Source organism: Helicobacter cinaedi PAGU611, assembly GCF_000284635.1.
In the GTDB taxonomy this organism is placed as follows: domain Bacteria; phylum Campylobacterota; class Campylobacteria; order Campylobacterales; family Helicobacteraceae; genus Helicobacter_C; species Helicobacter_C cinaedi.
Window position 1 is genome coordinate 814,731 of sequence record NC_017761.1, and the last position, 21,185, is coordinate 835,915.

Annotated in this window: 18 protein-coding genes; 6 read left to right on the forward strand and 12 right to left on the reverse strand. The window is 38.6% G+C overall.

Features of this window, described 5'->3' with window-relative positions; genetic code table 11:
- Positions 1–51: 51 nt before the first annotated feature.
- From pheS to HCN_RS04160, 4 genes are all read left to right on the forward strand, one after another.
- Positions 52–1,041, forward strand: a complete 990-nt coding sequence (gene pheS / locus HCN_RS04145; protein WP_041309595.1) for a phenylalanine--tRNA ligase subunit alpha — start codon at positions 52–54, stop codon at positions 1,039–1,041.
- The gene (gene pheT / locus HCN_RS04150) at positions 1,041–3,428 is read left to right on the forward strand and encodes a phenylalanine--tRNA ligase subunit beta (RefSeq protein ID WP_014666641.1); all 2,388 of its coding nucleotides are present in this window, start codon (positions 1,041–1,043) and stop codon (positions 3,426–3,428) included. Before pheS ends, pheT begins: the two co-directional genes overlap by 1 nt.
- A gap of 75 nt (positions 3,429–3,503) precedes the next feature.
- Positions 3,504–5,459, forward strand: a complete 1,956-nt coding sequence (gene tkt, locus HCN_RS04155; RefSeq protein ID WP_014666642.1) for a transketolase — start codon at positions 3,504–3,506, stop codon at positions 5,457–5,459.
- Between the two features lie 33 nt (positions 5,460–5,492).
- The gene (locus HCN_RS04160; RefSeq protein WP_231900548.1) at positions 5,493–7,808 is read left to right on the forward strand and encodes a PD-(D/E)XK nuclease family protein; all 2,316 of its coding nucleotides are present in this window, start codon (positions 5,493–5,495) and stop codon (positions 7,806–7,808) included.
- Here the strand turns inward: HCN_RS04160 and HCN_RS04165 are convergent.
- The 10 genes from HCN_RS04165 to HCN_RS04205 form a co-directional block, all read right to left on the reverse strand.
- The gene (locus tag HCN_RS04165) at positions 7,775–8,371 is read right to left on the reverse strand and encodes an SGNH/GDSL hydrolase family protein (RefSeq protein WP_014666644.1); all 597 of its coding nucleotides are present in this window, start codon (positions 8,369–8,371) and stop codon (positions 7,775–7,777) included. The genes HCN_RS04160 and HCN_RS04165 overlap by 34 nt on opposite strands.
- The gene (locus tag HCN_RS11905) at positions 8,368–8,508 is read right to left on the reverse strand and encodes a hypothetical protein (protein WP_014666645.1); all 141 of its coding nucleotides are present in this window, start codon (positions 8,506–8,508) and stop codon (positions 8,368–8,370) included. The genes HCN_RS04165 and HCN_RS11905 overlap by 4 nt, the downstream gene beginning before the upstream one ends.
- Positions 8,505–9,437 carry a radical SAM/SPASM domain-containing protein gene (locus tag HCN_RS04170; protein WP_014666646.1) on the reverse strand — a complete coding sequence of 311 codons (933 nt, stop codon included), beginning with the start codon at positions 9,435–9,437 and terminating at the stop codon, positions 8,505–8,507. Before HCN_RS04170 ends, HCN_RS11905 begins: the two co-directional genes overlap by 4 nt.
- A 31-nt stretch (positions 9,438–9,468) precedes the next feature.
- Positions 9,469–10,209 carry a glutamate racemase gene (gene murI / locus HCN_RS04175; RefSeq protein ID WP_002956822.1) on the reverse strand — a complete coding sequence of 247 codons (741 nt, stop codon included), beginning with the start codon at positions 10,207–10,209 and terminating at the stop codon, positions 9,469–9,471.
- 14 nt (positions 10,210–10,223) lie between these two features.
- Positions 10,224–11,510: a transcription termination factor Rho gene (gene rho / locus HCN_RS04180; RefSeq protein ID WP_002956821.1), complete on the reverse strand. Its 1,287-nt coding sequence runs from the start codon at positions 11,508–11,510 to the stop codon at positions 10,224–10,226.
- 116 nt (positions 11,511–11,626) lie between these two features.
- A complete protein-coding gene (locus HCN_RS04185; protein WP_002956820.1) occupies positions 11,627–12,316 on the reverse strand; it encodes a response regulator in 690 nt (229 codons plus the stop codon).
- Positions 12,317–12,318: 2 nt separating this feature from the next.
- A complete protein-coding gene (locus HCN_RS04190) occupies positions 12,319–13,821 on the reverse strand; it encodes a sensor histidine kinase (protein WP_002956819.1) in 1,503 nt (500 codons plus the stop codon).
- 9 nt (positions 13,822–13,830) lie between these two features.
- Complete coding sequence (locus HCN_RS04195; RefSeq protein WP_014666647.1) at positions 13,831–15,312, reverse strand: hypothetical protein; 1,482 nt, start codon at positions 15,310–15,312, stop codon at positions 13,831–13,833.
- A complete protein-coding gene (gene uvrC / locus HCN_RS04200) occupies positions 15,309–17,150 on the reverse strand; it encodes an excinuclease ABC subunit UvrC (RefSeq protein WP_172580137.1) in 1,842 nt (613 codons plus the stop codon). The genes HCN_RS04195 and uvrC overlap by 4 nt, the downstream gene beginning before the upstream one ends.
- 28 nt (positions 17,151–17,178) lie before the next feature.
- Positions 17,179–17,637: a hypothetical protein gene (locus HCN_RS04205; RefSeq protein ID WP_002956816.1), complete on the reverse strand. Its 459-nt coding sequence runs from the start codon at positions 17,635–17,637 to the stop codon at positions 17,179–17,181.
- On the opposite strand from HCN_RS04205, the gene HCN_RS04210 reads away from it, so the two are divergent.
- Together HCN_RS04210 and nadB are read left to right on the forward strand one after the other, a co-directional pair.
- On the forward strand, positions 17,629–17,877 hold the full coding sequence (locus tag HCN_RS04210) for a hypothetical protein (RefSeq protein WP_002956815.1): 249 nt from the start codon (positions 17,629–17,631) through the stop codon (positions 17,875–17,877). The genes HCN_RS04205 and HCN_RS04210 overlap by 9 nt on opposite strands.
- Entirely contained in the window at positions 17,878–19,323 is a 1,446-nt protein-coding gene (gene nadB, locus HCN_RS04215) for an L-aspartate oxidase (protein ID WP_014666650.1), read from the forward strand.
- A 14-nt stretch (positions 19,324–19,337) separates the two neighbouring features.
- On the opposite strand, the gene HCN_RS04220 is transcribed toward nadB, so the two are convergent.
- Both HCN_RS04220 and moaC read right to left on the reverse strand, forming a co-directional pair.
- Positions 19,338–20,681 (reverse strand): DNA recombination protein RmuC, encoded by a 1,344-nt coding sequence (locus HCN_RS04220; protein WP_014666651.1) that lies wholly within the window; start codon positions 20,679–20,681, stop codon positions 19,338–19,340.
- Positions 20,682–20,690: 9 nt separating this feature from the next.
- The gene (gene moaC, locus HCN_RS04225; RefSeq protein ID WP_014666652.1) at positions 20,691–21,167 is read right to left on the reverse strand and encodes a cyclic pyranopterin monophosphate synthase MoaC; all 477 of its coding nucleotides are present in this window, start codon (positions 21,165–21,167) and stop codon (positions 20,691–20,693) included.
- Between the last annotated feature and the right edge of the window lie 18 nt (positions 21,168–21,185).

A 21,185-nucleotide genomic window follows, 5' to 3' on the forward strand; every position in this document is an offset into this window, starting at 1 on the left:
GTTTTTTATTTTGACATAAACGCATACAAAGGATAGGCATTGGAAGCACAAATGGAGCAAATCATCGCAAAAATTTCAACATTACAAACCTTGCAGGAGGTGGAGAATCTCCGCGTTGAGATTATGGGTAAAAAGGGCATTTTAACACAGCAATTTGCTGAACTCAAAAATCTCCCTGATGAGCAGAAAAAGATTCAAGCCAAGATTCTAAACATCTTTAAGCAGGAGTTTGAATCTAAGCTTACAGAAAAAAAGGAAAGCTTATTTGTAGCTCAAATGAATGAAAATCTCGCCAAAGAAGCCATTGATGCAAGTCTTTTTAGTGCCTTACGTCCTAAGAGTAGCGGACACCCTATTTATCAAACAATGGATAGGATTATTGATTTTTTTGTAAATATGAATTTTTCTATTGAAAGTGGTCCGCTTGTGGAAGATGATTTTCATAACTTTGAAGCACTTAATCTCCCTAAATTCCACCCTGCACGAGATATGCAAGATACCTTTTATTTTAAAGATTCTATGTTGCTTCGCACACATACTTCGCCTGTGCAGATTCGCACGATGGAAAAAGGCTCATTGCCTATCCGTATGATAGCACCGGGCAGTGTGTTTAGGCGGGATTATGACTTGACGCATTCGCCGATGTTTCATCAAGTGGAAGGCTTAGTGGTGGATAAAAAAGATAGCATTAGCTTTTCGCATTTGAAGTATATTTTGGAGGATTTTTTACACTTTATGTTTGGTGATGTAAAAATCCGCTTTCGATCTAGCTTTTTCCCTTTTACAGAGCCGAGTGCGGAGGTAGATATAAGCTGTGTGTTTTGTAAGGGCGAGGGTTGTAGGGTTTGCTCTCACACAGGGTGGCTTGAAGTGCTAGGCTGCGGGATTGTCAATGATAAAGTCTTTGAATCTGTGGGCTATAAAGATGTGAGTGGATATGCCTTTGGGCTTGGAGTAGAGCGGTTTGCTATGCTTGTTCATTGTGTGAATGATTTGCGTAGTTTTTTTGAGACAGATTTACGAGTATTGGAGCAGTTTTAATGATTTTTACAAAATATTTGTTATCGCAATTTGTGGATATTTCTCATCTTGATATAAATGAAGTTTGTGTAAGGCTAAGTAGCATTGGCTTAGAAGTAGAATCTGCGTATGCGTTGAGTGTGCCAAAAGAGGTTGTTGTAGGTAAGATTCTCTCTTATGAGCCACACCCAGATGCGAGTAAGCTTAATGTATGTAAGGTTAGCATTGGCACACAGGAGCTTCAAATCGTATGTGGGGCAAGTAATGTTAAGGCTGAATCTTATGTTGCTGTGGCATTGCAAGGTGCGGTTATCCCAAATGGTAAGAATGGCGAAATGCTTATTCAAAAAACGATTTTGCGTGGTGTTGAATCTTGTGGAATGCTATGCTCTAGCACGGAGCTGGGACTGCCAAAAATTAATGAAGGCATAATGATTTTAGATGAGAGTGCGGGGAGATTAGATTTAGGCAAGGAGCTAAGTGAGCTTCCGATATTTGATGACTATGTGATTGAAGTGGGTATCACGCCTAATCGTGGGGATTGTCTCAGTGTGCTAGGCATTGCAAGGGAGCTTGCCACTTGCTATGAGTTGCGTTTAAAGCGTGAAATTGATATGGATAATGTCATCACACTTGGGCTTGGGCGGGTGCTACAGATTCTTACTGATGAAAAGATTAACGCACATTTGCTTTATCGCGTGGTGGAGATTAAACAGGCTTATTTACCGCTAGATATTGCTTTAGCTCTAGCAAGGAATGAGACTTTGAGTGAAGATATTGTGTGTAATTTTTTAGAATTTGGCACTTATATGACAGGCGTGATTTTAAATGCCTATAAGCTTAGAGAGTGTGAAAGTAAGGATATTGTGCTTGATAATGGCTTGGCAGCACAGCTTAGGATTAAAAAAGATGAAAATGGCTTGGAGGCGGTATTTGCTAATGAAAAGCTATCAGTCATTGGTGTGTCTTATGGGGAGCGACATTTTGGGATTCGTTCAGAAATTCTTATCATTGAAGCAAGTTATGTGAATCCAAACTCACTTGCAAAAGCCTTGTATGATAATGCTATAAAAGGCGACACACAGCTTACCTATCGCACAACGCGTGGGAGTAATCCAGATTTAGAGCAGGGGATTGAATTTTTATGTAAAAAGATGGTTAGCACTTCAGATGTGTTGGTGTATTCTGGCTCACACAATATCGCTCAAAGCACAGATGAAGTTAGTATTAAAACAACCTTTGGTGCGATTAATCAGCTTATCGGCACAGAGCTTGAAAAAGAAGAAATTGCGATGATTTTAAAGCGGCTTGATTTTAAGCTTGATGCGACTTGTGATGAAAACTTTTTTATGATTTCTGTGCCACCTTATCGCCACGATATACATAGGATTCAAGATGTGGCAGAGGAAGTAATGAGAATCTACGGTATTGATAATATCCCTTCAACGCCCTTGTATTGCTTGCAAACGCATAATGCTAATAGCACTTATTTTGCGTATAAATATACGCGGGATTTGGCACATAGGCTCATTGCTAATGGCTTTGTGGAATGTATCCATTATGTGTTTGCTTCATCACAGAGATTGCAAGAGCTGGGGTTTGTGCGATTGGAAGAAAATTTAGAGCTGTTAAATCCTATTACAAACGACCTTGACACACTCCGCACAAGCCTTTTGCCTTCACTCTTAGATTCTATAAAACGCAATGAAAATTTTGGATTTAAAAATATTGCTTTATTTGAGATTGGTAGTGTATATGATTGCAAACGCAATGAATCTAGCAAACTCGCCTTTGTCGCAAGTGGCTATAAGGAAGATGAGTGCTATCCACACACTAAGCCTAACAAATGGGATTTTTTCTCTTTTGCTGAAGTGTGTCAGCGATGTTTGGGGGAGGTTGGCTTAAAAAATATCCGTGATGAATCTAACAAAGATGAGCTATTATCACGCTTTGGCTTTATGAGCGAAAAGATTTTACATCCTTATCAAAGTGCGTTTGTGTATGTTAAAGGTAAGCCCATTGGTATCATCGCAAAGATTCATCCGCAGATAGATTCTGATATTTTTATATGTGAAGTGGAGCTTCAATCTAGTGATTTTGCCATCACTCAAGCACAAGAATTTTCAAAATATCAAAAATCTGTGCGTGATTTGACTATTCTTATAGACAGGGAGATTCCTTTCTATCGTATAAGGGAGAGCATTATTAGAGCGGAGCTTGAATTTTTACAAAATGTGTATCCCATTGATGTGTATTTTGATGAGAGTTTGGAAAATAAAATGGCTTTAAGTATAAGAATGGTGCTGCAATCAAATGATGGGACACTCAAAGACACGCAGTTAAATGAAGTGGTGGATAATATTTTGGCACTTTTGCAAGATAGATTTCAAGCAACACTTCGCTCATAAATGGTGTTTATGGAGTGGCATTCATAAAATAGCATTTGGGCTTTTTATTTAGAATCTAAGTTTTAAGGAGAATATATGCAAAGACAAGTTGTCATCACACAAGAAGATGTCCCATTACTGCAAAAGATGTCCCACACGCTAGGTTTTTTATGTGCGGATATGGTGCAAAAGGCAAATAGTGGGCATCCGGGCGCACCTATGGGACTAGCTGATATAGCAAGTGTGCTTAGCTTCCATCTTAATCTTTCGCCTAAAAATCCTGCGTGGCTTAATCGCGATAGGCTTATTTTTAGTGGCGGACACGCAAGTGCATTAGTATATTCGTTGCTGCATTTATGGGGCTTTGATGTGAGTATGCAGGATTTACAATCTTTCCGTCAGTTTGGGTCAAAAACGCCCGGACACCCAGAGTTTAAGCACACGCAAGGTGTAGAGATAACCACAGGTCCATTAGGGCAGGGCATAGCAAACGCTGTGGGTAAGGCAATGGCGAGTAAATATGCGACTAATCTTTTTGGACGCGAGATTTTCTCACATTTTGTGTATTGTTTATGCGGTGATGGGGATTTGCAGGAGGGTATTAGCTATGAATCTGCTTCACTAGCCGGACATCATAAGCTTTCAAATCTCATTGTGATTTATGATAGTAACAATATTACGATTGAAGGAGACACGCATATTGCGATGAGTGAGAATATAAGAGGGCGGTTTGAAGCACAGGGCTGGGAAGTGTTAGAGTGCGATGGGCATAATTTTTTGCAGATTCATAACACTTTAGAATCTGCAAAAAGCTCTTCAAAACCAAGCTTAATTATCGCTAAAACGATTATTGCCAAAAATGCTCTAAGTTTAGAGGGTAGCCATAAAGCTCACGGTGCACCTTTGGGCGAAGAGATCATAGCAAAAGCAAAGCAAAAGCTAGGATTCCCTTTAGAATCTTTTCATATTCCTTGCGATGTGGCTTTTGCTTTTGGAATGATGAAAGAGCGCGGGGAGCTTTTAGAATTACAATGGCAAAAGCAGGTGGATAATCTCCCGCAAATTGCTAGAGAGCGATTTGAAGCTATGGTAAAAATGGATATATCAAATATTTCTTATCCGCAATTTGAAGTGGGGCAGAGTGTGGCTACTCGCGTGAGTAATGGCAAGATTCTTAATGCTATTTCTGCTGGGGTGGAGGGCTTTATTGGGGGGAGTGCTGATTTAGCCCCATCAAATAACACAACGCTTGAAAATGAAGGCGATTTTCCACAGGGTAAAAATTGGCATTTTGGTATTAGAGAACACGCTATGGGGGCGATTTGCAATGGTGTAGCAAACTATGGCTTATTTTTGCCATTTTGTGCTACTTTTTTTGTATTTAGCGACTATATGAGCCCAAGTGTGCGTGTGGCAAGCCTTATGAAAGCAAGGGTGTATTACATTTGGACACACGATTCTATCGGTGTGGGCGAAGATGGAGCGACACATCAACCCATAGAGCAGTTAAGTCATTTTAGAGCAATGCCAAATCTGCTTGTATTCCGCCCAGCTGACGCGAATGAAAATGTGGCGTGTTGGCAAGTGGCATTAGATTCTAATCTGCCTTGTGCCTTTGTGCTAAGTCGGCAGAATCTCCCTGTGCTTATGCCTTATAATGCGGATTTGAAAGAAAAAGTGAAAAAGGGGGCATATATTTTACAAGAGTGTGAAAATGCGGATATTACGCTTATGGCAAGTGGGAGTGAAGTGAGTTTGGCCATCAATGCAGGTAAAGCGTTAGAACAAGCAGGAATCAAAGCAAGGGTAGTGAGTGTGCCTTGCTTTGATTTATTGCTAGAGCAGTCAAAAAGCTATGTGAAAGAGCTATGTGGGGAGAGTAAGATTCTAGCCATTGAAGCTTCAAGGGGGCTAGAGTGGTATTATGTAGCAGATGAAGTGATAAGTATGAAAGGCTTTGGGGCTTCAGGCAAGGGGGAAATGCTTTTGAATCATTTTGGATTCAGTGTAGAAAATATTCTTAAAGTTGCTGAAACGCTGTGTAAAAAATAAGCCCATAAAGGAACTTTGCAAAGGGAATGTAAGGTGGAAAATACACTTAAGGTTTATAGCTCAAATCGTGCTTTAATGCAAAATCTTAGCCCAAATGAGCTACTTTCTCCATATATGATGATAGGGGAGTTTTTCTCACAGCTCATTATTGTTGAAGGGTATAGGGCATTGCCTAAGGCTATGCGTTTGCCTTTGGGTATGGCGATTTTAAAAGAATGTGCTAGGGAGCTTGTGGGGGCAAAACTCATTTTTGAAGAGAGTTTTTTAGGATTTTTAGAAACTTCAAATTTTTTATTTGCTTTTTTTGATGAGTTAGCCCAAGCTAGAGTGTCGGTAAAGCAGATTCCATCTGTGGATATTTATGGGGATTATGCGGATCATTTAGCATTGCTTGAAAAGATTGAATCTCGCTATAAGCAGCGTTTAGAAGAGCTAAAGTTTTATGATGGATTTATTTTGCCAAGTGGTGCGAAGATTACTCTTAATGAAGCTTTTATCAAGCATTTTAGCGGGATTGAGCTTTTTATTGAGGGTGTGATAAATCCAAGACATCAAGAGATTTTATCTCAAGTGGCGGATTCTGTGCCTATCAAGGTGCATTTTTGGCTTGATGATTATAATAAAGCTTTAAACTTTTTGCCTTTAGATATATTGCGACATTGTCAAACATATCATCGGTATGTGGTGGATTATAAAAGCGGGGAGATTCTAGAATCTGCTCCTTTAAAGATATGTGAAAAGATTGATACATATAGCTTTGGGCTTGGTATTTCTCAAGTGGCGTTGGTGTTTGCTAAGATTGGGGAGTGGATAAAAGCAGGTGTGAGTGAAGAGGATATTGTCATCATTGTGCCAAATGAGAGCTTTTCAAAATACCTTTCTTTGCTTGATAAGGGGCATAACTTTAATTTTGCTATGGGGAAAGATATAAGGCTAAGTGCGGCTTATAAGCGTTTAGAAGAGCTATTGCAAGAGTGTGCGGAAAATGCTTTGGATATGGGTTTAGATTCTGAATCTAGTCTTAAGTCTATGGGGGCTAAAAGCTATGTCCAAATATGTGAGATGATTCAAAATGCTATTGCCCCTTGTGATGATAGGCAGAGTAAAAAGGTGCGAGAATATGTTGGGGAGTTACTCTTTATATGGGGTGGCTTAAATCTTAGTGCTTGTGAGCTAGGCGATATTCTCTCTTTTTTGCTAGAAGAGTTAGCACAAAAAAGTATTGATGATATTCACGGCGGGAAAATACGCGTTATGGGTGTGCTTGAATCTCGTGGCTTTGCGTATAAAAAGGCAGTGATTGTGGATTGTAATAAAGATGTGATTCCAAATGTGAGTGAGAATGATTTATTTTTAAACTCAAGGCTTAGAAGTGCGTTAAAAATGCCAACGCTTAGGGATAAGGAGCAGTTGCAGAAGCATTATTATTATGGGGTTTTTAGCACAGCGAATGAAGTGGCGGTAGCCTTTGTGGAAAATGAGGATAAACAGGCTAGTCCTTTGCTAGATGAACTAGCCCAAAAGACAAAAGTATCCTACTATAATGGCGATTTGCTTTTCTCTCTTTTGCCACAGGGCAGGAAATTAGCATATTGTGAGGATAAATTTTTTGGGAAAATGCCAGAGGTTTTAACGCCAAGCAGGTTAAAAGTCTTTTTAGACTGCCCGCGGAAGTATTATTACATTTATATAGAGCAAATGAGTGGGGCAGGAAGCGATAATGCGAGTTTGGGAAATGCCCTGCATCAATGTTTAGAATCTGTCTATCAGCCTTATGTTGGCAAAAATTTGCGTTTAGATATGAGCGAGATTGTAAGCAATGCTGAATCTTGGCTTGATGATTTTAGTCTAAAGGCTGAAAGTGCGTTAAGTCGTGCGGAAATTGAGCTGCTTAAATGTGAGCTAAGGAAATTTTTCACTCAAGCAAATTTAAGCGAAAAGCAAAGTGAAATTGAGATTTTGCAGCTAGAGGGGCAAAATATGAACTTAGAGCTTAAAGGTTTTAGCTTTTATATGCGTCCTGATAGGATTCAAAGGGTGGGGGAAATTGTAGAGATTATAGACTATAAGTATCGCAGGAATTTTGATACAAAACACGATATGGCAAATGACTTTGCGATGAATTTGTATGATTTTGCTTTTAAGCAAAGCAATAGTGTGTATAAGAATCTGCCTATTTGCTTGTATTATTGGGATATACGCGGTGGTGTGCAGAAAAGTGAGCTACAAGAAAAGGGCGAAAAATTGCTTGAAAAACTTACAGAGCTACAAGGCGAGATTGAATTTAGCAAGGCTGAAAGCAGGAAGCCCTGCCGTTATTGTGAGTTTGTGGATTTATGTGATAGGTAGGATTCTAGCTTTTCTTTGAGTGCTTGATAGACGAGCTTATGTCCAAAGGCTGATAGATGATGCCCATCTCTTATAGTGATTTGCCCTGTGTTATATCCTGTATAGGGATTAAGGATTTCAAAATGCTTTTGGGTGGCACATTGAGCCAAAATGTTATTGTAAAGCTCAATGTCTTGTTGAATGGCATAGACTTTTGATATAAGAAATTCTCCGGGTGGGGCAATTGCAATCCATAGAATTTTTGCATTAGGATTGGCTTTGTAAATATCATCGCAAATACTTATGACATTGCGATAAAAGTTTGCGGGAGATACATAATGGTAATTGTATAAACGCGTGAGTTTAAGCCTAAAAGTAGAGGTAAAGTTTTTATAGAGCTTACCGAGAATAGGCAAAGATTCAATACGCCATTCTAAGCCCCTTTTCATAATGCGTCTGCTTGCATCTACGACACCAGATTGAATGATGACAAAATCTGATTTTTGATAAAGAAGCAAATCTATTTTATCATTAAGCATATCTTGTGTATGCAAACCGCGTTTAGCAAAGAAGTATGTTATCACCCCCCCCCAGCTATTTGCTTAATATTATTAGAATCTTGCATTAAGTGGCATAAAAAAAGATCTATCCAAGTTTGCTCCCTAGGTGTGCAGTCTCTAGCCATACCTAAAGAATCTGTAATAATCGTTAATCGTTTCATTTTTCACTCCTATTATATCCCAAGCATTGTTTGCAGAGATGATGTTGCGGGAAGATTCCATATTGTTGCATTTGTCTAATTTCTTCAAAGGCTTGAGAATGATAGAGGTCTAAAAAATCGTGTGTAAGCAATGATCCAAAATTAATAGAATCAAAATAATCCTTGCAACATAAAATGAGAGAGCAATCAGAGTTTATCCATATTTCATTAAAAGGGATAAAACAAAGGGGTTTTTGGAGTGGTTGAGCTGTGGAAAATTGTAAGGGAGAAAAATATTGTGTGGGAGAAAAATGCCGTTTATGCGGAGTTTCTTCTATCCCCCCCCCCGTAGAAATATACTCTTTTTGTGTAAGAGTGTGCTGGTATGGGAGAATATTGTCAATAAAAATGGAATCTTCCCCAAAAATTTTCTTAAAAGCATCTTGTGGATTTTGCGTATTGCAAGGTGTTAAAACGGAGCTAATAAGCAGTTTGAGATATGGATATTTTTCTTTTTTAAGTTTAAGAAGTGTAGAGAAATTTTGAATAACCCTATCAAAATCATCACGATTATGCACTTTTTTATAATTTTTAGAATCCACTGCATTAATGGAAAATTTTATAGAATCTAGTCTAGATTCTATAAGAGATACAGCGCGAGATTCATTCATTAAGGCTCCATTTGAGCTGATATAAATATATGGAATATTGTAAATATTTTTACAATGGCTGATGATAGATTCTAAATCATTATTTAAAAGCACTTCACCTTTTGCTGATAGCCCTAACTCATCAGTTTCAACATATTGCAAAACATTATCCATAGCTTTTACAAAATCAGCATAACTTGTTTTTGCTTTCTTGGTGCGTTTATCTGGGTTTGAGCAAAAATCACAGGCGTGATTGCAAAATGTGCAGACATCAAAGTTTATTTTTCTTTTGAGTTTCATTTTCTCTCCTCTATTGTGTTTGGGGGTGCTATTATAACCACTTTTGTGCGATTTTTGTTAAAGAGGCGGTGTTATCACTTGCGAAAAATTGAAGTGATTTGAGTGGATATTGTGTGCGAAGCTGCAAATGCGTTTCTAAATACTCCACAATCGCCTCGCCTGAATGGATAAGCACACTTTGATTGTTAAAATACGCACTCAAAGCATCTGCGATAAGCGGAAAATGTGTGCAGCCTAGGATAATGCCTTTTGGTGGATTGGTGAAATTACTAAAATAGTAATCAAACACGCTTTCAAGCACCGCTCCTTCAAGCAAACCCTCTTCAACAAGTGGCACGAAAAGTCCAGTAGCAAGGCTTTTAAGATTCCAAAAACCTATTTTTCTTAGGCGTGTCTCATATTCCCCAGAATTAATCGTGGCACGAGTGGCTAAAATAAGGATTTCTGAATCTGTGTCCTTGAGCTTATTTTGCACGGCTAAGACTCCGGGCTCAATCACGCCAACGATTGGAATCTTGCTGTGTTTTTGCATTTCTTCCAATGCATAGGCACTCACGGTATTACACGCAACGATGAGAATATCAATATTATGGGGCTTAAAAAAATCTAATGCTTCTAGGGAAAAGCGGATAATAGTTTGCTTATCTTTCACACCATAAGGCACACGAGCTGTATCACCATAGTAAATAATCTCATCAAAAAGTTTTGCATTAATAAGACTTTTTAAAACGCTTAAGCCCCCAATACCGCTGTCAAAAACCCCTGTTCGCATCTATTTTCCTTAAACTACTCTTGCATCATATTTAAAAACTCTTCATTGTCCTTTGTTTGCTTCATTTTTGAATAAATAAAGCTAAGCGCTTCTACATCGTCCATTGTGTGCATTACATTGCGTAGCATCCACACTTTTGTGAGATTATCTTTGCCAAGTAGCAAGTCATCTTTTCGCGTTCCGCTTTTAAGCACATCAAAGGCTGGGTAGATTCTGCGATCAGCAATATTTCGTGCTAAGACGATTTCGCTATTACCTGTGCCTTTAAACTCTTCAAAAATCACTTCGTCCATTCTAGAGCCTGTCTCAATAAGGGCTGTAGCGATGATGGTAAGGCTTCCGCCTTGCTCTATATTTCTAGCTGCACCAAAAAATCGCTTAGGCTTATGCAAAGCATTGGCATCAACCCCACCGCTTAGCACCTTACCACTTGAAGGTGTAGCGGCATTATACGCACGAGCAAGACGCGTGATAGAATCTAGTAAAATCACCACATCTTTACCCATTTCAACCTTTCGCTTGGCAGATTCAATAACTAAATCAGCTACGCGGATATGATTTGTCGCTGGCATATCAAAAGTAGAGCTAAACACCTGCCCTTTGACGCTCCGCTCCATATCAGTTACTTCTTCGGGTCGCTCATCAACGAGCAAAACCATAAGTTCAACTTCGGGGTGATTTTTCGCAATGCCGTGGGCTAACTCTTTCATAAGCTCCGTTTTTCCTGTGCGAGGAGGGGCTACAATAAGCGCTCTCTGCCCCTTGCCTATGGGGCTAAAGAGATCTAGCATTCTACCTGTAACTTTGCTAGATTCATATTCAAGCTTGAGCTGCTCTTGTGGGAATAGGGGGGTGAGATTATCAAAAAGAGGGCGGTTTTTATTCTCTTCAAGCGACATATAATTAATGGCTTCAATCTTTAAAAGTGCATAATATCGCTCCTGATCTTTTGGGGCGCGCACCTGTCCGGTTACAATATCGCCATTACGCAAGGCGAAGCGGCGGATTTGAGATTGTGAAACATAAGTGTCATTTTGAGAATCTGCAAGACTTTCTGTCAAAGCACGCAAAAAGCCATAGCCTTCATTTGTAATTTCTAAAATCCCTGAAAAAAGGATATATCCGCCTTGATTGACTTGATTTTTTAGAATCTCAAAGATGAGATCTTGTCGGCGATAATCACTAGGATTTTCAACCTTGACTTCTTCAGCGATGCTAATAAGTTGTTTAATGCTTTTTGTGCGGAGCTCTTCTAGCTGATAGCCTTCCACAGGTGTGTGAGTTCGTTTGTGTTCTGCCATAAATGTCCTTAAAGAATTTTGTTAAGAAATTGAGAAGTTGCAAAATTAGATTCTAAATCCTAAGAGATTGCATAGATGAAATGAAACGCTGATTGTATTAAAAACTTTGCTTGAAGTCAAGGGTTAGAATCTTTTAGGGCGTTATTTTTGGCATTTTGGTCTAAATCGGGGTGAATCTTATAGACTTTATTTTTGATTTTGATAAGAATGCCCGTGTCAATGAGCTGCTTAAAAGTCTTAACAATGGTGGGTTTGCTGACATTAAGATGAGCGATAATATCTTCATACGAGCCATAAAAGATATTATCTTTATCGCAATGGGAGAGCAAAAATTGAATAATGGCGATTTTCTTTCCGCCCACAAATGTAGAGATAGCATTAATCAGCAGATTCTTAGAGGCAATCTCATCAGCTTGTAAAAATGGCAAAATCGCCTTATCAAGTGCGTGGAGTAACTCTTCTACATTAATGGGCTTAAGAATATAACCATCAACGCGTAGTCTTATGGCATCAAGGAGATATTTTGTTTCAGTATGTGCGGTGGTAATGACAACAGGGACATCGGGGTGAGTGCTTGAAGTGCGTATAGCATCAATAAGTTCAATACCATTCATCTTTGGCATAAGAATATCAGTGATGACTAAATCAACCTTGTGGAGTTTAAAAAGATTGAGTGCTTCTTGTCCATTTTTTGCCACAAGCAAACGCCCGACATAATCTTCAAGCACCAAGCTTGTGAGATTAGCCGTGTCATTATCATCTTCTGCGTATAAAATAGTGAGTTTGCTAAGTGCGTTTAGATTCATAACTAATCCTTTTGTAATGGTATGTTTATGCTAAATTCAGCCCCAAAATATTCCTTATTCCTAGAATCTTTATTGCGTTCAAAATCCCCATTAGACCAATGGGTGTTAGCTACATTGATTGTGCCATTAAATTGACGCTCTATGATTTGCTTTGCCATATACAGTCCAACGCCCGTGCCAACGGACTTATGCTTGGTGGTAAAATAAGGCTCAAAGACTTTTGATTTATCCTCTAGGTGAATCCCCCCTGCATTGTCTTTCACACAAAGTGCGACATTATACCCTACCTTATCTAATGAAATCGCTATGAGTGGGCTAAAGTCTTTTTCGCCCTCTTTATTTTCCATAGTCAGTTTGAGTGCGTCAATGGCGTTGTTAATAAGGATTAAAATCACTTGTGTGAATGAGTTTTGAAAACCATCAATGCTTAAGTCCTTTTCACTCTCTTCAATACACACTTTCACTTCAATGGAGCTTTCAATCAGTTGAGCTTTAAGCAATTCCACAGAATCCCAAATACTTGAAGAGAGCGTAAAAGGCTCTGTCTTATTCTCTGGGCGGAAAAAATTGCGGAAGTTTTCAATAGTATTTGACATCTCTGTGGCGATTTTCATACCATATTGCGTTTGTGTTAGGACAAACTCATCATCTAGCTTTTTTTGCATAGCCTTGCTTTTAAAGCTTTGTATCAGCACCATCAGGGAGTTAAGCGGTTGCCGCCACTGATGAGCGATATTTTGAATCATCTCCCCCATAGAAGCAAGTCTAGCTTGTTGATACATAATCAAATCTTTTTTGCGATTTTGCTCTACTTCGTAATCTATGGACTTTTGGAGATTCTCATTAAGGTTTTGTAGCTCTTGGGTTTTTTCCTGCACGAGTTGCTCTAATGTGAGATGATTGATATTAATGGATTGGCGGATAGATAGGGCAAGAATGATGATTGTTGTGATGACAATAAACATAAAGATTGCCAAAATGATAAAGGTGTTTTGATAGAGTGAATCTGTGATATATTTGTTGTATAGGGCAATGTCAAATGCGAGTAGAATCTGCTCTTCTAGCAGGGAAGGAATGCTATGACTATCATTTGTAATAAAGGCTTTGTCAATAGATTCTAAAATGGTATTTTCTTTAGCAAGAAGTGTTTGAATCTGTGTGTAGTGGCTGGGCTTAAAGGTTTTAGCATACCATTCTCGCAAATGTGTAGTAGCTAAATTTTGATTTTTTGTAAGATTATACATTTTGTATTGTTCCCACATTTCAAGGAGTTGTGGAATCTTGTCATTTGGCTTGTATGGGTCGTAATTTTTATTAAGCAGTATGAGTGAGTGGATATTGCGATTTTGTGGTGAGTTTGTATCAAACTCGCTTTTTAACCCAATGAGTGTAAGCAGCCCCACACTTGCCACTAAAGCAAAACCAACTATAATAATCCACACAAGGATTGTCGTTTGCGTGTGAAAGGAGGTTTTGTTAATAAAATGTGTAAATATATTTCTCATTGTGAATCCTTATACCAGTTCTTTACCATTTGCAATTGCATCGCCTAAAGCGTGGCAAAGCAAGTCATATTGCAAAAAAATTTCTCTATTTTTCTTAAAAGTGTAATTAATGCGTTGTTTGAGTTCTTCTTTAGATTCTAAAAGCTTGATATACTCATTATTTAAGCCCACAAACTCTTTTTGTAGCTCTTCAGTGGTGTTTAGAATCTGTGATTTTTTAAGAATAAGGGCATTTATTTCTTCACTTAGCGTATCAATCTGCTCTTTTGGTGCTTTTTGATTAACAAGTAAACGCAGGGCTTGATTTTTAGATTCTAAGTCATTTTTGCAATATTCAGCTTTGGTGTGAGATTCTTTTAAACTTAATTCGTGTTGGTTGCTTGTGCGGGTGATATTCTCAATCTGTTTATCAATATTATCACTTTGTTGTTGCATTTTTTGTATGTCAAACTCTATATTAAGCTTACTTTTTAGGGCTTGTTGTATGAGATTTATAGTCCAAGGATTTCCATTACTATCAATGATAAGTGGCTTTTTTAGAATCTGCCCTTTAAGCTCAAGTGAGCCGCCATTATAAAACTCAATAAATTTAATAGCATTAGCGTTATTTTTGCTACAAAGCTCTAAAAGCTCTTTTGCCACCACTTCAAACATCACATTAGTATATTTATGTGCTAGATTCATACAATAAATGCTTTTTGCTAGTGAATCTATATGGTTTATAGCAAGATTTTCTATATAAAGTCGCAATTTTTGAATCGCAAAAAAGCTAAAGCGTTTATTGAACTCAAGATTATCTATGCGTGAGAGATGTATGTCATTTTGTAAAATCATCAAGGTATTTTGCACGATGATAGTGTGCATATCGCTTGAAAGCAAGGCATTATCTAAAATCTTTTTATCTTCATTGCTTAAGACATTAATGTGGGCGTTGCTATTAATCTTGCGGATTTCATTGTTGATTTTTACCTTTTCATAATCAAAGGTAAAAAGCTTAATCTCTCCATCTTTAAAAAAAAGTGCGTCCCTAGCCTGTATGCCAAAGACATTTCTTAGAGCGATTTTGATTAGCTCTCTTTGTGTGTTTCTCTGCACATCAAAGCTAGATTCCACAAAGTCAAACAACTCTTTAAAATCCTGTTTTGTCAGTTCGCCTTGCTTGATTTTCTCCTGTGTATAAAGGGCTTTGTGGGTTTTTAAAAACTCGCAGATAGAATCTACATAGATATTATACTTTTTGTTTTTAATATGCGTGATGATATGGAGTGTGTTTTTATCATAATGCACAAACGCCCCCAAGCCACATTGATGATAAAAATGCAAAATCGCCATTCTTATTTCATTTTCTGTAAGCTGTGGATTTTCGCCGCTTTGCTTTTGCCAAAGGGATTCTAGGCTTTTTTGGGCATTGTCTTTGGCAAGTTTAATGTCTAAAGTTTTAAAACTTTGGTGCAGAATATCTAGGGTTTGATTGTATAAAGAAGTAATCATTTTGAATCTTTATTACTTTTAAAAGAGCGTGAAAGAGCATTTTCTATCTGTTCTTTTGGAGCGTTTTGAATGGCGTGGAATGAGCCAAAATAATCTAAAAGTCGTTTAATTTGAGCCTTGCTATAAGAGCTATCCATATCACTTCCTTTTTGAATCTGAATCTTGTGTATGTCTTTTTGCTTTTTGTTGCGATGATAAGTGATAGCATATCTATGCACTTCATCGCGGAGCTTTTGGCAGAATTGTAGTCTTTTATCGTTTGTGCTAAGTTTAAACTCCGCATTTTGTGTGCGTAAAATATCAAGGGCATTGCCTTTAGCGCGATAGGCTTTGGCATTATATTTCATTTTGGCAATGGCGATAATATCTACATTTGCCCCCACACTTTTTAGAATGTCAAGTGCTAGGTTGATTTGAGCCTTGCCCCCATCAAGTAGCCATAAATCTGGTGGCGGATTGGATTCAAATTTTTTTGCCCTGCGTGTTAGCATTTCACTCATTTGAGAGTATTCATCACTGCTATGAAGCTCAAAGCGTCTGTAAGCACTGCGGATAAACTCGCCATTTTCATACACTACCATTCCGCCTACATTGTGGCTTCCGCTATGATGAGAGGTGTCAAAGATCTCTATCCTATAAGGCACTTGAGAGAGATTGCATAAATCTTTTAGAGCGTATAAAGTGGTGTTTTCATTTTGGGCGTTCTTTTGCTCTTTGGTATGCAAAGTTAGGATTTCTTGGGCGTTCTTTTTAGCAAGTTGCAAAAGGTTATATTTTGTGCCTTTTTGTGGTTGGGTGATTTTGAGATGACTTTGTGTTTGGGCTTGCAAAATCTTTTGTAAATCATCTTTTTCATCTTTGTCTTGGAAGTCAAAATGCGGGATAAGAATCTCCTTTGGTGGCAAGGGAAGAGGGGTTTTATAGTGATTAAGTAAGGCTTGGGTGTAGAGTTGGGCTAGGTTTTGGCTGTGAATCTCTTGGTGGATAAATGAAAAATCACTTGAGACAATGCGTCCATTGCGGATAAAAAGCATCATAAGGATATGATTTTGCCCTGCTGAATCAAGCAGGAAAATATCATAATCTCCGCTCATAATATCAATAATAGATTGGGTTTTTAGTGTTTTTAGCTTTTGGATTCTATCTCGTATCTTTGCTGCCTCTTCAAATTGTAGATTGTGTGAGAGTATCTGCATTTTAGATTCTAAAATCTCTATAAGTCCTTTTCTATCATCTATAAACGCCTTTGCTTGTGTAATATACTCTGCATATTGACTTTGAGAGATTTTATTTTCACAAGGGGCAGGGCATTTATGAATCTGATGAAATATACACGCCTTTTTGCCTTTAAGGCAGGATTTTTTCTGCACAAGGGGCAGGGCATCATAGAGACTATCAAGCAGCTCTCTAGCTCCACTCACAAAAGGACCAAAATACTCAATATGCTTACTTTGTAGCACCTTGCGAGTGATTTCAAATCGTGGAAAAGTAGCAGAAGTATCAATATAAATATAAGGATAAGTTTTATCATCACGCAAAAGAATATTATACTTTGGCTTTAGGCTTTTGATAAGGGAGTTTTCAAGGATAAGGGCATCTTCTTGGCTTTGTGTAAGTAAAGTGTGAATCTTAGCCACTTGGGATACCATAAGGGCTATTCTTTGGCTAAGGTTAGCCTTTGGCGTGATGATGTCATTATGGATAGAAAAATAGCTTTTTATGCGATTTTTTAGATTTTTAGCCTTGCCGACATAGAGCAAGTTATCATCTTTATCAAAATATTGGTAGATTCCGGGCTGTGTAGGGAGATTTTGCAGGGTAAAAAGCAGACTATATATTGATGTTTTGGATATTTTGTGAATGTTTTTATGCTTTGGCATTTTGTGCTTCCCATTGGCGTTTTATCCCAACCCGAAGTGCTTCAAACTTCTCATAAATCTGCGGATTTTTGGCGTGGTTTATAAACTCGCCTTTTGCGTGTTCGCGGTAGATTTGCACGCTTTTTTGTGGGGGCTTTGGGCTAAGGATATGAGAAGGCACATAGGCGTGTATTTTTTGGATAGAAGCAAGGCTGGGGAAACGCTCTTTATATTGCTTTAAACTCTCTATTATAAATTTATGCTTATAATGATTAAATTCTAGGCACAACGCCTTATGCTTAAAAGCAAAAAGCAATTGATTGTTTTTAGGCACAATGAATAGAATCTGCTCTCGCTCTAGCGGAGTAAGAAAGGCATTTTTAAAACGCGTAATTTCACTTTGGGCTTCAAGCTTTTGGTGCAAAAGTGGGAATTCTCGTTTTATATGGGAGAGTAAATGATACATCGTTTTAGTTCTTATTTCAGCTTTCATAGGCTGATTGTAGCATATTTGATATTTATTTTTGCTTGTGGGTTTGTGGGCTGTGGATACAAGGCAGATCCTTTTTATAAAGATTTTAAAGCAGATTCTAAAATAGAGCAAGATTCTATTCCACAAGAGCTTGAATCTGAATCTAAAAAGAAAGTGCTATTCCAAGAGATAGGCTCTAAGCCTTCAGCAAGTTATGAAGAAGATGAGGAATAAATGAGCCAACAATATGATGTGATTATCATCGGTGCTGGTGTGGCTGGGCTATATTGTGCTAGGCATTTACCCCCGCATTTAAAGGTGCTGATTCTGTGTAAAGCTCAACCTTGGGAGTGTAATACCTTTTACGCACAAGGTGGCATTACTATTCCAAAAGATAAGCAAGATGAAGCCCTACATATACAAGATACGCTTTCAGCCGGTGGCTGGGTGAATAATAGGGAGTGCGTTGAGATTCTAAGCCAACATAGCAATGTGATTTTACAGGAGCTTATCCAAAGTGGCTTTATACTTGATAGAGATGATAAGGGGCAGTTACTTTATGCTAAAGAAGGGGGGCATTCCTGCTCTAGAATCGTGCATTCAGGTGGGGACGCCACAGGGAGAAATCTCCACACGCACCTTATAGGCAAACTTCAAGCGACATTGTGGAAAAATGCTGAAGTGGTGGATTTACTCATTGAAGAAGATAAATGCTATGGGGTATGTGTGCAAAGTAAGTTTGGTTTGCAAAATCTTTACGCACATCAGGTGGTTATCGCAAGTGGGGGCGTTGGGGGGCTTTTTAAATACCATACCAATGCTTATACCATTAGCAGTGATTTGCACGGCATTATTTTAGAGCATAATTTAGCTCTGCAAGATATGGAAATGTTGCAATTCCATCCCACAGCCTATGTCAGCAACCCACAAGCGAGAAAATACCTTATATCCGAAGCGGTGAGAGGTGAAGGCGGTGTGATTGTAGATGAAGATAATAAGAGATTTTTGTTTGCCTATGATGAGCGAGGCGAGCTTGCTCCGCGAGATATTGTGGCAAGGGGGATAATGGATTATTGCTCCACACAAAAAAAATCAGCTTTTTTAGATGCGAGTGCTTTTAGTGAAGTAGATTTTAAAACGCGTTTCCCAAATATTTACCGCGATTTAAGCACAAATAAACTCTCTCTACCTAAGCAAAAGATTCCCATATCTCCAGCGTTTCACTATTCTATGGGTGGAATCTTAGTAGATTCACAAGGGTTAGTCAAAGGTATGAGTAATCTCTATGCGGTGGGGGAATGTGCGTGTAATGGGCTGCACGGAGCAAACCGCCTTGCGTCTAATTCACTTTTAGAAGGGCTTGTTTTTGGCAAAAGAGTTGCGGAATATATCGCAGGGCATTCTATCCAAAATCCCATTCGGCATTTTCCGCTATGTGAAGAAGCCTTACAAAAAGAGGGCGATGTCCGGCTTAAGAATGTGCTACGGGAGATTATGTGGGATAAGGTTGGGATTATCCGCTCACAAAGTGGGCTAGATTCAGCTCTAGGTGGCGTTGAGGTAATGCTAGAATCTAATATTGGGCGTATGCTACGACTACGATTGCTTGTAGCTAAAAAAATCATAGAATCTGCCAAAGCACGCAAGGAAAGCAAAGGCGCACATTATAGGCTTGATTAAAGTTATGCCAGATTCTATGAGTTTGGCTCTACTTCTATCATCTCAACCCCTGCACCTTTAAGGAGCTTTTGGATACTCTCACTTTTACTTGCTATGCCTTGTGTGCCGTTGTATTTTGTCATCACTTCATCGCTGAAAGTTTTTTGCAAGGTGTTAATATTTTTGCCAAGTTTCTCAAGTGCGTTTTCAAATCGCTCAATATAAACAAAAAGCTTTTGAATCTCATTAAAAATCTTATCAATATTCTTATTGCGATGTTCAAATTGCCATAGATTGTGGATAATGCGAAGCACTGCCATAATGGTTGTGGGTGAAACAAGCACCACACCTTTTTGATATGCCTTATCATACAAGCTCATATCATACTGCATAGCTTCTAAAAATGCCCCTTCAATTGGCACAAACATCAGCACAAAATCAAGCTTTTGCCCCTGCAAATGTTGCTGATAATTTTTTCCGCTCAACGCATTGATATGGCTTTGGATAGAAAGGGCAAGTTCCTTTCTGGCTTGAATCCTGCCCTCTTCATTTTCTGCATTACATAATCGTTCATAGGCTATAAGCGAAGTTTTTGAATCTACCACAACGCACCGCTCCACTTCATTATGCTTAGGGAGCTTGATAATCGCATCTGGGCGGAGCAAATTGGAGCTATCATCATACAAAGTTTGTTGAATCTCATATTCTCGCCCTTGTTGCAATCCGCTATTTTCTAACACTCTTTGGAGTATCACCTCTCCCCAATTCCCCTGCGTTTTATTCTCACCCTTTAAAGCATTTGTAAGATTATGTGCGTCAGTTGAGAGCTGAAGATTGAGCTTATGAAGTTGGTGAATCTGCGTCTCTAGGCTTGTGTGTTGCTTGAGATTTGTCTCATAATTGAGTGAAAGCTGTTTTGTGAAACGCTGTATCTCTTCACGCAAGGGCTGGAGAGAGAGCATTTGGCTTTGATTAAAGCTTTGTGTATTTTGAGCTAGAATATCCGCACTCAAAGCCTTAAAGGCATTTTGCAATTCTTGCTTATTTTGTTCTTTTAGTCGCTCTTGCTCATTTTGTGTGTAAATAAACTGCTCTTTAAGATGCTCTAGCATTGCTTGGGAATGGGCTTTTTCTTCAAATAGGGCGTTTTGATACATTTGCTGCATATCTTGTAGGCGTTGGCTCATTTGGGATTGTAAAATCTCTTGCTCGTTGTGTGCGTTTTGGAGAGCTAGATTTGCTTGTAATAACTGCTCTTTGTATTGCTCAAGTGTAAGATTATATGAAGATTCTAGCTTTTTAATGCGGCGTGCGTGCCATACATAAAGCCCAAAGCACACACATAGACTCATAATCCCAAAGCTTAAGGCAATATTCATATTTTTCCCTTAGTTCTGTCTGTGAAAATCACCACTTTTGCCTCCACGCTTAGATTCAAGCTTAATTTCACTTATACTCATAGATTTGTCAATAGCCTTTAGCATATCATAGATGGTTAAAAGCCCGATACTCACACCTGTGATCGCTTCCATTTCCACGCCCGTTTTGCCTTCACATTTCACAAGCACCCCAAGCTTAATGGAGTAAGAGCTAGAATCTGGGCTAATATCAACATTCACCTTGCTTAACATTAGCGGGTGGCACATAGGGATTAGCTCACTTGTTTTTTTACTCCCCATAATAGCGGCAATTATGGCAGTCTGCGTGATAGGTCCCTTTTTGCCCCTGTCGTTGATAGCCGCTTCAAAGGCTTCCTTACTCATACTGATAATGCCACTTGCATAAGCCTCTCTTTGGCTTATTTCCTTTGGACTGACATCTACCATTGTGGGGTTGTTATGTTTGTTTAAATGTGTGAGCTGCATAAGATTCCTTTTGTATTC

Excerpts from the sequence above, each read along its gene's own strand:
- pheS (WP_041309595.1), top strand. The coding sequence starts at position 52 with ATGGAGCAAATCATCGCAAAAATTTCAACATTACAAACCTTGCAGGAG.
- pheT (WP_014666641.1), top strand. The coding sequence starts at position 1,041 with ATGATTTTTACAAAATATTTGTTATCGCAATTTGTGGATATTTCTCAT.
- tkt (WP_014666642.1), top strand. The coding sequence starts at position 3,504 with ATGCAAAGACAAGTTGTCATCACACAAGAAGATGTCCCATTACTGCAA.
- HCN_RS11905 (WP_014666645.1), bottom strand. The coding sequence starts at position 8,508 with ATGAAACGATTAACGATTATTACAGATTCTTTAGGTATGGCTAGAGAC.
- HCN_RS04170 (WP_014666646.1), bottom strand. The coding sequence starts at position 9,437 with ATGAAACTCAAAAGAAAAATAAACTTTGATGTCTGCACATTTTGCAAT.
- murI (WP_002956822.1), bottom strand. The coding sequence starts at position 10,209 with ATGCGAACAGGGGTTTTTGACAGCGGTATTGGGGGCTTAAGCGTTTTA.
- rho (WP_002956821.1), bottom strand. The coding sequence starts at position 11,510 with ATGGCAGAACACAAACGAACTCACACACCTGTGGAAGGCTATCAGCTA.
- HCN_RS04185 (WP_002956820.1), bottom strand. The coding sequence starts at position 12,316 with ATGAATCTAAACGCACTTAGCAAACTCACTATTTTATACGCAGAAGAT.
- HCN_RS04190 (WP_002956819.1), bottom strand. The coding sequence starts at position 13,821 with ATGAGAAATATATTTACACATTTTATTAACAAAACCTCCTTTCACACG.
- HCN_RS04195 (WP_014666647.1), bottom strand. The coding sequence starts at position 15,312 with ATGATTACTTCTTTATACAATCAAACCCTAGATATTCTGCACCAAAGT.
- HCN_RS04210 (WP_002956815.1), top strand. The coding sequence starts at position 17,629 with ATGATACATCGTTTTAGTTCTTATTTCAGCTTTCATAGGCTGATTGTA.
- HCN_RS04205 (WP_002956816.1), bottom strand. The coding sequence starts at position 17,637 with ATGTATCATTTACTCTCCCATATAAAACGAGAATTCCCACTTTTGCAC.
- nadB (WP_014666650.1), top strand. The coding sequence starts at position 17,878 with ATGAGCCAACAATATGATGTGATTATCATCGGTGCTGGTGTGGCTGGG.
- HCN_RS04220 (WP_014666651.1), bottom strand. The coding sequence starts at position 20,681 with ATGAATATTGCCTTAAGCTTTGGGATTATGAGTCTATGTGTGTGCTTT.
- moaC (WP_014666652.1), bottom strand. The coding sequence starts at position 21,167 with ATGCAGCTCACACATTTAAACAAACATAACAACCCCACAATGGTAGAT.